Source organism: Streptomyces sp. NPDC002513, from assembly GCF_053595355.1.
On record NZ_JBSFXK010000049.1, the window covers coordinates 12,310 to 25,493 of the forward strand.

At 69.1% G+C, this 13,184-nt stretch carries 14 protein-coding genes; 7 read left to right on the forward strand and 7 right to left on the reverse strand.

What is annotated here, in order from left to right:
- Window positions 1-142: 142 nt before the first annotated feature.
- Together ACWD5Q_RS26505 and ACWD5Q_RS26510 are read left to right on the forward strand one after the other, a co-directional pair.
- Window positions 143-1,150: a C40 family peptidase gene (locus ACWD5Q_RS26505; RefSeq protein ID WP_451429548.1), complete on the forward strand. Its 1,008-nt coding sequence runs from the start codon at window positions 143-145 to the stop codon at window positions 1,148-1,150.
- 280 nt (window positions 1,151-1,430) lie between these two features.
- Window positions 1,431-2,129 (forward strand): phosphatase PAP2 family protein, encoded by a 699-nt coding sequence (locus ACWD5Q_RS26510; RefSeq protein ID WP_451429549.1) that lies wholly within the window; start codon window positions 1,431-1,433, stop codon window positions 2,127-2,129.
- Between the two features lie 93 nt (window positions 2,130-2,222).
- On the opposite strand, the gene ACWD5Q_RS26515 is transcribed toward ACWD5Q_RS26510, so the two are convergent.
- Window positions 2,223-3,779 carry an FAD-binding oxidoreductase gene (locus tag ACWD5Q_RS26515; protein ID WP_451429550.1) on the reverse strand — a complete coding sequence of 519 codons (1,557 nt, stop codon included), beginning with the start codon at window positions 3,777-3,779 and terminating at the stop codon, window positions 2,223-2,225.
- Between the two features lie 453 nt (window positions 3,780-4,232).
- On the opposite strand from ACWD5Q_RS26515, the gene ACWD5Q_RS26520 reads away from it, so the two are divergent.
- Both ACWD5Q_RS26520 and ACWD5Q_RS26525 read left to right on the forward strand, forming a co-directional pair.
- Window positions 4,233-5,075, forward strand: coding sequence for a hypothetical protein (locus ACWD5Q_RS26520; RefSeq protein ID WP_451429551.1), 843 nt, complete (start codon window positions 4,233-4,235; stop codon window positions 5,073-5,075).
- Window positions 5,076-5,205: 130 nt separating this feature from the next.
- On the forward strand, window positions 5,206-5,385 hold the full coding sequence (locus ACWD5Q_RS26525) for a hypothetical protein (protein ID WP_451429552.1): 180 nt from the start codon (window positions 5,206-5,208) through the stop codon (window positions 5,383-5,385).
- Window positions 5,386-5,422: 37 nt separating this feature from the next.
- On the opposite strand, the gene ACWD5Q_RS26530 is transcribed toward ACWD5Q_RS26525, so the two are convergent.
- The gene (locus ACWD5Q_RS26530) at window positions 5,423-5,779 is read right to left on the reverse strand and encodes a metal-sensitive transcriptional regulator (RefSeq protein ID WP_451429553.1); all 357 of its coding nucleotides are present in this window, start codon (window positions 5,777-5,779) and stop codon (window positions 5,423-5,425) included.
- Window positions 5,780-6,049: 270 nt separating this feature from the next.
- On the opposite strand from ACWD5Q_RS26530, the gene ACWD5Q_RS26535 reads away from it, so the two are divergent.
- The 3 genes from ACWD5Q_RS26535 (at window position 6,050) to ACWD5Q_RS26545 (ending at window position 8,016) form a co-directional block, all read left to right on the forward strand.
- Window positions 6,050-6,670 carry a DUF47 domain-containing protein gene (locus ACWD5Q_RS26535; protein WP_451429554.1) on the forward strand — a complete coding sequence of 207 codons (621 nt, stop codon included), beginning with the start codon at window positions 6,050-6,052 and terminating at the stop codon, window positions 6,668-6,670.
- A 7-nt stretch (window positions 6,671-6,677) separates the two neighbouring features.
- Complete coding sequence (locus ACWD5Q_RS26540) at window positions 6,678-7,676, forward strand: anion permease (protein ID WP_451429555.1); 999 nt, start codon at window positions 6,678-6,680, stop codon at window positions 7,674-7,676.
- Between the two features lie 139 nt (window positions 7,677-7,815).
- Window positions 7,816-8,016: a DUF5988 family protein gene (locus ACWD5Q_RS26545; RefSeq protein WP_234518154.1), complete on the forward strand. Its 201-nt coding sequence runs from the start codon at window positions 7,816-7,818 to the stop codon at window positions 8,014-8,016.
- A gap of 101 nt (window positions 8,017-8,117) precedes the next feature.
- Here the strand turns inward: ACWD5Q_RS26545 and pstB are convergent, their stop codons facing one another.
- The 5 genes from pstB to ACWD5Q_RS26570 all read right to left on the reverse strand — a co-directional run bounded on the left by pstB (window position 8,118) and on the right by ACWD5Q_RS26570 (window position 13,050).
- Window positions 8,118-8,894, reverse strand: a complete 777-nt coding sequence (gene pstB / locus ACWD5Q_RS26550) for a phosphate ABC transporter ATP-binding protein PstB (RefSeq protein ID WP_451429556.1) — start codon at window positions 8,892-8,894, stop codon at window positions 8,118-8,120.
- Between the two features lie 63 nt (window positions 8,895-8,957).
- Window positions 8,958-10,022: a phosphate ABC transporter permease PstA gene (gene pstA / locus ACWD5Q_RS26555; RefSeq protein WP_451429557.1), complete on the reverse strand. Its 1,065-nt coding sequence runs from the start codon at window positions 10,020-10,022 to the stop codon at window positions 8,958-8,960.
- Complete coding sequence (gene pstC, locus ACWD5Q_RS26560; protein WP_451429558.1) at window positions 10,019-11,026, reverse strand: phosphate ABC transporter permease subunit PstC; 1,008 nt, start codon at window positions 11,024-11,026, stop codon at window positions 10,019-10,021. The genes pstA and pstC overlap by 4 nt, the downstream gene beginning before the upstream one ends.
- Window positions 11,027-11,129: 103 nt before the next feature.
- A complete protein-coding gene (pstS, locus tag ACWD5Q_RS26565) occupies window positions 11,130-12,269 on the reverse strand; it encodes a phosphate ABC transporter substrate-binding protein PstS (protein WP_451429559.1) in 1,140 nt (379 codons plus the stop codon).
- 364 nt (window positions 12,270-12,633) lie between these two features.
- Window positions 12,634-13,050: an NUDIX hydrolase gene (locus ACWD5Q_RS26570; protein WP_451429560.1), complete on the reverse strand. Its 417-nt coding sequence runs from the start codon at window positions 13,048-13,050 to the stop codon at window positions 12,634-12,636.
- Between the last annotated feature and the right edge of the window lie 134 nt (window positions 13,051-13,184).

Sequence of the window (13,184 nt, forward strand, 5' to 3'; positions counted from 1 at the left end):
TTGCCCCCTGGCCGCCCCCTCAGCCGCCCACAATTGGCCGATCTTGTTCGTCGGCGGTGGCCGGACCAGCTCTTTCCCGGTCACCTGGCGGCCCCGCGCCCCTACACTGACCCTCGGCGGACTCCCGTGCGGCGAGGGGTGGTTGACGGTGCGTAAGGCGTGGATATGGGCGACCGCTGCCGTCGGTGCCGCACTGAGCTTCGTGATGCTGCTCGTCGTCGGCGTCTATATGGCGGCCGGGAGCCTGGTGAACGGCCTCGGGAACGGGTCCGTCGGGCTCGCCAAGAACGCCGTGCCCGCCGCGTACGCGTCGATCGTGCAGAAGTGGGGCAACCTGTGCGCCGCGATCAACCCCGCGTTGCTCGCCGCCCAGCTCTATCAGGAGAGCGGCTTCAACCCGAACGCCGAGAGCCCCGCGAAGGCCGAGGGGATCGCGCAGTTCATCCCCGGCACCTGGGCCACCCACGGCATCGACGGCAACGGTGACGGACGGGCCGACGTCTGGGACCCGCGCGACGCGATCCCGTCGGCCGCCTCGTACGACTGCAAGCTCGCCTCGTATGTGAAGGACGCCCCCGGGAGCGTGACGGACAACATGCTCGCCGCGTACAACGCGGGGGCGTACGCGGTCATCAAGTACGGGGGTGTGCCGCCGTACCAGGAGACCCAGAACTATGTGAAGACCATCACGACCCTGGCGAAGAGCTTCGCCGCGCCCGTGCGCCGGGTCGACCCGTCGAAGCAGGCGGCCGGCGCCATCTACTACGCGCAGAAGAAGCTCGGCACCCCGTATCTGTGGGGCGGCAACGGCACCGCCGACCAGGGCGGACGCTTCGACTGCTCCGGACTGACCAAGGCCGCGTACGAGAGCGTGGGCGTCACGCTGCCGCGCGTGGCCAACGACCAGTACAACGCCGGACCCCACCCCAAACGGGACGAACTGCTCCCGGGAGACCTGGTGTTCTTCTCCGACGATCTGACCGATTCCCGCGCCATCCGGCACGTCGGGATCTACGTCGGCGGCGGCTACATGATCGACGCGCCCAGGACCGGTGCCGTGATCCGTTTCGACCCGATCGACACCCCTGACTACTTCGGGGCGACACGGGTCACCGAAGATGGCGCGAAAGCACTGCCCACGAGGGTGTGAACCGGGGTGTGAAGGACATGCGCACACCTGCGCACTGGCCGGAACTCTCGGTTCCGCACACCCCGCTGAGCTGCGAAGACGAGTCTCTCTTCGATAACGTCTGCGTGATCATTGTGTGGAATCCGGAACGCGGACCGGAAGGCTGTGCGTTCCTTCTGACGTAGAGCGTTGACGTACGGCAGCCGGCTTGACGTGGAGCGGATCTACGGCCACGGGGTGGTGGAACGGCGCGCGCACCGGCGCGTCCGTGGAACGAGACAGACGACGAAGGGGCCGAACGATGGCTGCACTCGCCGAATCCGGGTCGAACCCCGACGTCGATCTGTTGTACGACATCAATGGCCTGGCCAAGGACGCGCCGCACTGGTTCGACCGCGTCATCGAGTTCGTCGGCGAGTACGGACTGCTGCTCGCCATGGTCCTGCTCATCCTGTGGTGCTGGTGGACCGTGCGCCGGCGGGGCGGTGCCGATGCCGCGTCCTGTGTCGCCGCCCTGGTCTGGGCCCCGCTGGCCGCCGGCCTCGCGGTGCTCGTGAACGTGCCGATCCGGGGCTTCGTGAACCGCCCCCGGCCGTTCGTCGACCACCAGGGACTCGACGTCCTCGCCACCGGCAGGACGGACTACTCCTTCGTCAGCGACCACGCCACGCTCACGATGGCCGCGGCGGTCGCCCTGTTCGTCGCCCACCGGAAGTTCGGGCTCGTCGGCCTGGGACTCGCGCTGCTCGAAGGTTTCTGCCGGGTCTACATGGGGGTGCACTACCCGACGGACGTCGTCGGGGGCTTCGCCCTCGGTACGGCCGTCGCGCTGCTGCTCTCCCCGCTCGCCATGGCGCTGCTCACCCCGCTCATGAAGGCGGTCGAGGCATCGCCCCGCGCCGGACGGCTGGTCCGGTCCCGCGGGGCGCGTACCGCGCAGGCCGTGATTCCCGGGGCGCGCACGGAACAGCCGGCGGAGGAGCGGGACCTGGCCGCGTGACCGCGGCCGGCCGCACCGGCCGCCGCACGGCCGCCGCCGTGGGCCGCGGCCCGGCGACGCGGCCCGATGCGGCGGCCCCGCGCGGAGCGTTCCCTACAGCGCCTGCGGGAACGTGAAGAAACCGTTCGGGTCGTACTGGTGCTTGAGCCGCGTGAGCCGGGCGGCCGCGTCCCCGTAGTACGCCGTGCGCCAGTTCGTCAGGGTCGGGTCCGTGTAGTTCTGGTACGCGGCCCCGGACGCGTAGCCGCGCATCGCGGTGTGCGCGGACGTCAGCCAGGACCGGGCCGCGGTACCGGAGGTGCCCGCGGGCCAGCTCGCGATGTACTGCGCCAGCATGCGCGAGCTGCGGTGCACGAACGCCGTGGCCGTCGGTGAGACCCGGTTGACCGCACCGCCGAGCGCGGTGAACGCGACGCTGCCCGCCCCGCCCCGGACCTGCGTCATCTGCCGCAGGATCGTCCGGATGCCGGCCGCCGGGATCGAGCGGTCGAAGAAGTCCGAGTGCGCCGCGTACGTCTCACGGCCGAGGGCGCCCTGCGGGGAGCGGCCCGGGGTCGAACCCGGCAGATGGCACTGGGCATCGGCGGAGAAGGACGAGCAGCCCGCGTACGCCTCCATCGCACTCTTGTACGCATGCCGCTTGAGCGAGATGCCCCGGGCCGGGGAGCCCACCTTCGCGGACAGGCGGTCGACCGCGTTCTGGAGTTCCCCGTAGGTGCCGAGGGAGAACGCGGCGACGGAGACGGTGGGCGTGCCGCCGTTCTCCAGGTGGCAGGAGGACCAGATCTCGTCGGGCTGGTCGGGACCCCACTCCTGCCACGCGCTGAGGACGGCGGCGGCCTTGGACCAGGGCCAGGTGAGGTAGGCCGACACCGCCTGGGGTGCCGGATGCGTCCTGAACCGCAGTTCGGTGACGACGCCGAAGTTGCCGTTGCCCGCGCCGCGCAGGGCCCAGAAGAGGTCCTTGTTCTCGGTGGCGTTCGCGACCAGTTGCTTGCCGTCGGCGGTGATCAGGGTCGCCTGGGTGAGGCTGTCGCAGGTCAGTCCGTACGCCCGGGAGACCACGCCATGGCCGCCGCCGAGGGTGAGTCCGGAGACACCGACGGTGGGGCAGGAGCCGGCGGGTATGGTCACGCCCTTCGCGGTGAGCGCGCGGTAGACGTCGATCAGCTTGGAGCCCGCGCCGACGACCGCTTCGCCGCCACTCGCCCGGATCGTGCCGAGCTTCGACACGTCGATGATCAGCCGGCCGTCGCCGGAGGACCAACCGGCGTAGGAGTGGCCGCCGTTGCGTATCGCGACCTTGACGTGGTGGGCCCGGGCGTACGCCAGCACGGTGCGGATGTCGTCGGCGTGCGCCACATACGCGACCGCCGCGGGCTTCAGGGAGTCGAAGCGGGTGTTGTAGAGCTGGTGGGCCGTCGGCCAGGCGTGGTCACCGGGGCGGACGAGGACGCCCGCCAGGTCCTTGGCCAGTGCCGTCCAGTCGGCGGCGGCGCGGGCGCCGACGGTGGCCGTACGCATCGACGTGCCCGTGGCTGCCGATGTGCCCGCGGCCGCCGCCGAGCCGCTGATACCGCCGGTGCACGCGGCGGTCAACGCCGTCGCGAGTACGGTGGTGCTTCCGCCGATGAACGTACGTCGTTGCATGGGGGGCCTCCCTTGGGTTCCGTGGAGCGAGACGGACCGGCGGGACGGCGGGTTGCGTGGGGAAGTGCCACAGAACGGCTACAACGCTGGACAGTTGTGACCGGCTCTGACTGGTTTCAGTCGGTGGGTGGCGGCGGGTCCAGTCGACCGCCCCGGCCGGTGGCGTGCTCCTCGGCGTCCGCCCTCGCCCGGCTGCGGGCTCTGCGCGCCGGCCCCCGCCAGCCGCAGGTGCACCGGGCCACACAGAACCGGCCCTGTTCGACCGTCGTCGCGAGGTGCTCTTCCGGGCCGACGGCTGTGTCCCCTTGTTCCACTCCGGCAAGGTTACCGAAGGCAAGTGCGGTGCCGGCCATGGAGCGTGAGCCTTCGGGGCGCGTGACGGGTCTCCCTACTGGTCGTTAACCGGAACGACAGCAGGGACACCGGGACGTACCGGCTGGGGGTAGGCGGACGATGGTGGTGCGGCAGCACGGTCGGGTCGGTGCGGCGGTCGTCGCGACGCTGGGACTGCTGGTCTGCGGCACCTCGGCCACCGGATGCGCGGGCGGCGGGGCCGCCGCCGACGACGTGCCCTCCGGCACGGAGGCCGTCCGGGAACTGCATGGGGCGGCCGGGGCCCTGGTGCGGGCGGGCAGTTCACGGACCCGGACGTCGATGGAGATGGCCACCGGCGGCACCCGGGTCACCATCCACGGCGAGGGCGTCTACGACTACCGCGCCCGGCTCGGCCGGCTCACGGTCCTGCTGCCGCGCGATCCCGCCGGCACCGAGGAGCACCGTCCCATCACCGAACTGCTCACCCCCGGCGCCCTGTTCATGAAGAACCGGGGCGCGGGGGTGCCGGCCGACAAATGGGTGCGGGTCGACACGGCCACGCTCTCCGACGGCAACCTCGTCACCGGCGGTGCCACCGACCCGTACGCGGCGGCCGCGTTGCTGCGCGGGGCCCGCAGCGCCCGATACGTCGGGCGGACCGAGGTCGCGGGAGCCCCCGTGCGGCACTACCGAGGGGTGGCCGACATCGGGCTCGCGGCACAGCGCGCTCCGGTCGCGGACCAGGAGCCGTTCTGGGCGGCGGCGAAGGGGTTCGCCACGGCCGAGGTGTCGTTCGATGCCTATCTCGATGACCGGGGGCGCCTGCGGAAGGTGCGCCACCGGTTCAGTTTCGTCAATGGCCGGCAGAAGACGACGGTCGCGGTGGCGTCGACGACGCTGCTGTACGGCTTCGGGGCCCCCGTCGACGTACGACTGCCGGCGACCGGCGACATCTTCGCCGGGAAGATCGCGGAGCAGTGAGGGTGAGCGGGTGTCGCCGGGGGCCGGCAGGCCGAAAGCGGTGCGGCTGAGGGCTGGAAATGGTCCATCCGTGCCATGCGCGGCCCGCAGACCGCTCCCTACCCTAGGAAGTCGGTGGCGGCAGAAAGAGGTGACGCACGTGGCTCGGCTCGGCGGTACGGCAGTCCAGGACCACGTGGCCCTCGCCGAGATCGAGCTGTGCGGCGATCTGATCATCGCGGCCTCCGCCGCGCACGAGGACCGGCTCAGCCTTGAGAGCATCGACGAGGTGCTGAGGGTGGCGGAGGAACGGGACGCGACCGGCAGGTGAGCCGTGTCCCGCCGCCCGGTGGCGCCCGCCCGCGGCATCAGGTGCGCAGCATCCGGCCGATCGCCTTCGTGGCCTCCTCCATCTTCGTGTCGATCTCCGTGCCGCCCTTGAGCGCGGCGTCCGCGACGCAATGGCGCAGATGCTCCTCCAGGAGCTGGAGCGCGAAGGACTGCAGGGCCTTCGTCGAGGCGGAGACCTGGGTGAGTATGTCGATGCAGTACACGTCCTCCTCGACCATGCGCTGCAGACCCCGGATCTGGCCCTCGATCCGGCGCAGCCGCTTGAGGTGCTCGTCCTTCTGATCGTGGTAGCCGTGGATGCCGCGGTCATGGTCGGTCACCACGACCGCGTCGTCCTCGGGGGGCGCCGCCGCGCCGGCCTCGGTGGTCGTCATCGCGTCCTCCTGTCGACAGCCGCTCGGGGAGGCGGAACCGGACGGGCGACCCGCTGTGGCGGATCTTGTACTCCCCAGCCCGGACATATACCCCCGGCGGGTATATGGTAACGAACTTTGCTGGGTATAGGGCCCTTGGCCGGAGCCCTGGCCGCCCCCGTGCCGACCACGGTGCCCGATGGGCGACACTGGAGGACGGCCCCTTAGCCGTGGCCGGATGATGCGCCTAGCATCAGCCTGACCGAGACCGAAGGATCCTGAGGACCCCACGTGCGCTTTCGTCTGACCCCCAGGGAGACGAGCTTCTATGACATGTTCGCCGCGTCCGCGGACAACATCGTCACGGGCTCGAAACTCCTGATGGAACTGCTCGGGGCGGACGGCTCCGCCCGGGCCGAGATCGCAGAGCGTATGCGGGCAGCGGAACACGCCGGTGACGACGCCACGCACGCGATCTTCCACCAGCTGAACTCCTCGTTCATCACGCCGTTCGACCGCGAGGACATCTACTCTCTCGCATCCTCCCTGGACGACATCATGGACTTCATGGAGGAGGCCGTCGACCTGGTCGTCCTCTACAACATCGAGGAGCTTCCCAAGGGTGTCGAACAGCAGATCGAGGTTCTGGCGCGGGCGGCCGACCTGACGGCCGAGGCGATGCCCCACCTGCGCACGATGGAGAACCTGACCGAGTACTGGATCGAGGTGAACCGCCTGGAGAACCAGGCGGACCAGATCCACCGCAAACTGCTCGCCCACCTGTTCAACGGCAAGTACGACGCGATCGAGGTCCTGAAGCTCAAGCAGATCGTGGACGTGCTGGAGGAAGCGGCGGACGCGTTCGAGCACGTGGCCAATACCGTGGAGACCATCGCGGTCAAGGAGTCCTGAGGCGTCCATGGACACCTTTGCTCTGATCCTGACCATCCTGATCGCGCTGTTCTTCGCTTATACCAACGGCTTCCACGACTCGGCGAACGCCATCGCCACCTCGGTGTCGACGCGTGCGCTGACGCCGCGCGCCGCGCTGGCGATGGCGGCGGTGATGAACCTCGCCGGCGCGTTCCTCGGCAACGGGGTGGCGCAGACCGTCAGTGAGGGTCTGATCCAGACACCCTCCGGCGGCAAGGGGATGAGCATCCTCTTCGCGGCACTGCTCGGCGCGATCGTCTGGAACCTGGTCACGTGGTACTTCGGCCTGCCGTCGTCCTCGTCGCACGCCCTGTTCGGCGGACTGGTGGGCGCGGCGCTGGCCGGTGGTACGACGGTGTACTGGTCCGGGGTCCTGGACAAGGTCGTCACGCCCATGTTCCTGTCCCCGGTGGTGGGCCTGATCGTCGGCTACCTGGTGATGACCGCGATCATGTGGATCTTCCGCCGGGCCAGTCCGCACCGGGCGAAGCGGGGATTCCGCATAGCCCAGACCGTCTCGGCCGCCGGCATGGCGCTCGGCCACGGCCTCCAGGACGCGCAGAAGACCATGGGTGTCGTGGCGATGGCGCTGGTCATCGCCGATGTCCAGAAGTCCGGCGACCCGATCCCGGTGTGGGTGAAGCTCGTGTCCGCGGTGATGCTCTCGCTGGGGACGTACGCGGGCGGCTGGCGCATCATGCGCACGCTCGGCCGCAAGATCATCGAACTGGACCCGCCGCAGGGGTTCGCGGCGGAGACCACGGGCGCGTCGATCATGTTCGCGACGGCGTACCTGTTCAAGGCGCCGATCTCCACGACGCACGTCATCACGTCGGCGATCATGGGCGTGGGCGCGACGAAGCGGGTGAACGCCGTGCGGTGGGGTATCGCCAAGAACATCGTCCTGGGCTGGTTCATCACGATGCCGGCGGCAGCGGCCGTGGCGGCCTGCGCCTTCTGGGTGATCAACCTGGCGCTGCTGTAGCCACCGGCCGGAAGGTCGCCGCAGAAACCTTTCTTCACCCCCTCGCCCTCCCGGCGAGGGGGTGACGTGTTGTGCGCCCCTCATGCTTGCGGGCCCCGCTTCGAGATGCGGGGCCCGCAAGCATGACAAGACTGGAGCTATGACTGCGAAGGCACTCCTCGAAGGCGGGCCGGACGATCTCGCGGGCAAGCTCGTGCCGATCGTTCCGCCCGGAAAAGAGCTGAAGATTCCGCACCGCGGCGGATACGAGCACTACAAGATGACGCCGCGCCACGAGAACAGCCAGGAGGGGCAGGTCACCGTCTACCAGTGGTGGGAACGCACGGAAGTCGCCGAATAACGCGAGTGGGCCCGCCCCCGGGAGCCAGGGGCGGGCCCTCTTCTACCTCGCGGTGGCACCGCCATGCAGCACCGCGAGGGGTCCTTGGGGACCGTTCCGGATCAGCCGAAGCGACCCGAGATGTAGTCCTCAGTGGCCTGGACCGACGGGTTGGAGAAGATCCGCTCCGTCTCGTCGATCTCGATCAGATGGCCCGGCTGGCCCACGGCCGACAGGTTGAAGAACGCCGTGCGGTCGGAGACACGCGCCGCCTGCTGCATGTTGTGCGTCACGATGACGATCGTGTAGCGCTCCTTCAGCTCGCCGATCAGGTCCTCGATCGCGAGGGTGGAGATCGGGTCCAGGGCCGAGCAGGGCTCGTCCATGAGCAGCACCCTCGGCTCCACCGCGATGGCCCGGGCGATGCACAGACGCTGCTGCTGACCACCGGACAGGCCGGAGCCCGGCTTGTTCAGGCGGTCCTTGACCTCGTTCCAGAGGTTGGCGCCCTTGAGCGACTTCTCCACGATGTCGCTCAGCTCGGACTTCTTGTAGTTGCCGTTCAGCTTCAGGCCCGCCGCCACGTTGTCGAAGATCGACATGGTGGGGAAGGGGTTCGGGCGCTGGAAGACCATGCCCACCTCGCGGCGGACGGAGACCGGGTCGATCCCCGTGCCGTAGAGGTCCTCGCTGTCCAGCAGCACCTTGCCCTCGACGCGTCCGCCCGGCGTCACCTCGTGCATGCGGTTGAGCGTGCGCAGGAACGTGGACTTGCCGCAGCCGGAGGGGCCGATGAACGCCGTCACCGATTGCGGCTCGATGGCCATCGAGATGTCCTCGATCGCCTTGTGGGAGCCGTAGTAGGCGGAGAGACCGCTTACATCGATTCGCTTGGCCATGACTACTTCACTTCCAGTATCAGTCGCTGAGGGCTCCGACCGGCGGAGCCGGAAATCGTCGCCTTAGCGACCGGTCTTCGGGGCCTTCCAGCGGGCGATGCCGCGGGCCAGCAGGTTGAGGATCATCACGAAGGCGATGAGGGCGAGTGCCGCGGCCCAGGCCCGGTCGTAGGCAGCGCCGGCTCCGGCGCTGTTCGCGTACTGCTGGTAGATGTACAGCGGCAGCGAGGCCTGCGGGTCCTGGAACGGGTTGTTGTTGATGAAGTTCGTACCCCACACCAGCAGCAGCATGGGCGCGGTCTCACCGGTGATACGCGCGATCGAGAGCATCACACCTGTCGTGATACCGCCGATCGAGGTCGGCAGGACCACCTTGAGGATGGTGCGCCACTTCGGGACACCCAGCGCGAGGGACGCCTCGCGCAGCTCGTTCGGGACGAGCTTGAGCATCTCCTCCGTGGAGCGGACCACCACGGGCATCATCAGAATCGCCAGGGCCAGCGAACCGGCGAAGCCGGAGTAGCCCATGTCGAGGATGAGGATCCAGAAGCTGAGGACGAACAGACCGGCGACGATCGACGGGATACCCGTCATGACGTCGACGAAGAAGGTGACGGCGCGGGCGAGCTTGCCGCGCCCGTACTCGACGAGGTAGACGGCGGTGAGCACACCGACCGGCACGGCGATCACCGAGGCGAGGCCGACCTGCTCCAGCGTGCCGATGATCGCGTGGTAGATACCGCCGCCGGGCTCCGTGTCGGCGACCACGCCCATCGAGTGGGTGAGGAAGTAGACGTCGAAGACCTTCACACCGCGCTTGAGGGTCTCCCAGACGAGGGAGGCCAGCGGGATGACCGCAAGGAGGAAGCAGACCCAGACGAGGGCGGTCGCCACCCGGTCCCTGGCCTGGCGGCGGCCCTCGACGCGCGTCGCGATGACGTACGTGCCGAGGACGAACAGGACCGCGGCCATCAGGGCCCACTGGATGTTGCTGTCGAGGCCGGCGGCCAGGCTGATGCCCACTCCCACGGCGACCGAACCCGCGGCGATCGCCCAGGGCGACCACTTCGGCAGGCGGGCGCCGTGCAGGGCGCTCCGACGGTTGTCGGTGACGGTTGCGGTGCTCATCCGTTGGCCCCCGAGTATTCCTTGCGGCGGGCGATGATCACGCGAGCCGCACCGTTGACCAGCAGGGTGATGACGAAGAGGACCAGACCGGAGGCGATGAGGGCGTCACGGCCCTGGTCGGTGGCCTCGCCGAACTTGCTGGCGATGTTCTGGGCGAAGGTGCCGCCGCCCGGGTCCAGCAGGCTGGCCTGAATGCTGAAGGTCGGGGACAGGACGGTGGCGACGGCCATCGTCTCGCCGAGGGCACGGCCGAGGCCGAGCATCGACGCGGAGATCACACCGGAGCGGCCGAACGGCAGCACGGCCATCCGGACGACCTCCCAGCGCGTGGCGCCGAGGGCGAGGGCCGCTTCCTCGTGCATCTGCGGGACCTGTCGGAAGACCTCACGGCTCACGTTGGTGATGATCGGCAGGATCATGATCGCGAGGAGGACGCCGACGGTGAGCAGGGAGCGCGGGGCGCCGCCCTGCCAGGAGAAGATGCCGGTCCAGCCGAGGTAGTCGTCCAGCCAGCCGAACAGTCCGGCCATGTGCGGTACGAGGACGAGGGCGCCCCACAGGCCGTAGACGATGGAGGGCACGGCGGCGAGCAGGTCGATGACGTAGGCGATGGGCCCGGCCAGCCTGCGCGGCGAGTAGTGCGTGAGGAACAGCGCGATACCGACCGCGACCGGGACCGCGAGGGCCATGGCGATGATCGAGGAGACCACCGTGCCGAAGGCCAGGACCGCGATGCCGAAGACCGGCGGGTTCAGGTTGGTGTTCCACTCGAACGTGGTCAGGAAGTTTCCGTGGTCGTCGCTGATCGCGATGGCCGCACGGTAGGTGAGGAAGACCGCGATGGCGGCCATGATCACCAGAAGGAAGATGCCAGAACCGCGGGACAGGCCCAGGAAGACCCGGTCCCCGGCGCGGGTGGCGCCGTGGCCCGTGCGCTTGTGCGCGGCCGCGGAAGGCTGGGGGGAGGGTGGCGGCGCTTCTGTGTTCTGTGTCGTGATGTCCATCAGGATCTCCGGTCTGCGGAGCCGGGACGGGTGGCGGCTCCAGGCGGCGGTGCACCGGACGGTGCGGCCCGCCCCCCTTTCAGGGAGCGGGCCGCACATCGGGTCAGCTCAGGCTCGAGATGGTCTCGCGAACCTTGGAGATGATCTCGGCGGGGATGGGCGCGTACTTGGCCTCGGTCAGCTGGTTCTGGCCGTCCTCGGACGCGATGTAGGTGAGGAAGGACTTCACGGTCGGCAGGGTGTCGGCCTTGTTGCCCTTGTCGCAGACGATCTCGTACGTGACGAGGGTCAGCGGGTAGGCACCGTCCTCGGTGGGCTGGTAGTTCAGCTTGAGGGCCAGGTCCTTGCCGGTGCCGGCGACCTGGGCGCTCGCGATCGCCTTGGTGGCGTTCTCGACGGTGGCCTTGGCCGGGGTGGAGGCGCCGGTCTTGAGGTCGACCGTCTTGATGCCGTCGGCGGCGTAGGAGAGCTCGAAGTACGAGATGGCACCCGAGGTCTGCTTGACCTGCTGGGCCAGGCCGGCGGAGCCCTGCGCGGACTGGCCGCCCTTGGCCTGCCAGGCCTTGCCGCCCGAGTACGGCCAGTCGCTCTTGGCGGTGGCGATCAGGTACTTGGTGAAGTTGTCCGTGGTGCCGGACTCGTCGGAGCGGTGGAACGCCTGGATCTTGAGGTCAGGCAGCTTGGCGCCCGGGTTCAGCTTCGCGATCGCCGTGTCGTTCCACTTGGTGATCTTGCCGTCGAAGATCTTGGCGATCGTGGCGGGGTCGAGGACCAGGCTGTCCACGCCCGGCACGTTGAAGCCGATCGCGATCGGGCCGCCGACCATCGGCAGGTCGATGGCCTTGCCGCCACCGGTGCAGACCTTGCTGGACTGGGCGACCTCGTCGGGCTTCAGCGCGGAGTCCGAGCCGGCGAACGCGGTCTGGCCACCGAGGAACGCGGTGACACCGGCGCCCGAACCGGTCGGGTTGTAGTTGATCTGCACGCCGGGGCAGGCCTGGGTGTACTGCTTGACCCACGCGTCGATGGCGTTCTTCTGCGCGGAGGAGCCGGAAGCCTGGAGCTGGCCCTTGGCGTTGTCACACTTGACGGAGGAGGAGCTGGACGCCGAGGCCGAGCTGCCGCTGCCACTGTTGCTCTTGCCCGTGTCGTTGGAGCCGCACGCCGTCAGGGCCAGGGCGCCGGAGACGGCGACAGCACCGAGAGAGAGGGCGCGAAGCCGGTTCTTGCGCTGAAGCATCACTTTCGGGAGTTCCTTCCAGGAGCCGCCGACCGCCGACGGCGTGCGAAGTGTGGTAGCCCAACAGGGCTGGTGTGTCGGTGTGGTGCGACAGCACGCTCCATGCGCGCTTCGCACCGTGTAAGGCTGAAATTAGGCAGAACAGGTGAAGCTGCCGATGGCCGAGAGTGAACGGAGGGTGAACCCCTGCGGTCGGTGTGGTTAGGTCACGGAACGCTTACGTCTCGGACACGGGGGCATTCCGGCTGCCGAGCCGGGTTTCAGGCTGACTGGCCTGCGGGTTTCGGCCAGTGGCGCGGTTCCCCCGCCCCGCGCGGACGCAGGGGGTCCATAACTCCCTTTCGCCTGCTTCAGGATGTATGGATGCTTATGCCAGATTAAGTGCGTTCAGGAAAGCATCGACCAGTTCCCGGTCGCGCGGCTGGGTCAGATGGGTCCGGGCCGCGGCGGGCGGGAGCCACAGGATGCGGTCGACCTCGCGGTTCGGGGCGAAGGAGCCCCCCGTCGCCTCGGCCGCCCAGTAGTGGACCTGCTTGGGGCGGCCGTTCACCTCGTAGCGGGCGAGGGGCAGGGGCGGGCCGGGGACGGCGGTGTACCCCGTCTCCTCCTCCACCTCGCGCAGAGCACCCGCGAGCGGGTCCTCCTCGCGCTTGAGCTTGCCCTTCGGATGGGACCAGTCGTCGTACCTGGGCCGGTGGACCAGGCAGATCTCCAGTTCGCCGTTCACCGGGGAGTGACGCCACAGGACACAGCCCGCCGCGCGAATGGTGTCGTCGTCGGTCATCGGGTGCTCCGGCTCCTCTCTCGTGGCTGCGGCGCGCCTGTCGCGGCGCGCCCGTCGTACGAGTGCCCGTCGTGCCGTCGTGCTGTCGTGCCGTCGTGCCGTCGTGTCTCGTGCGCGTGCTTGTCGTGCTGTCG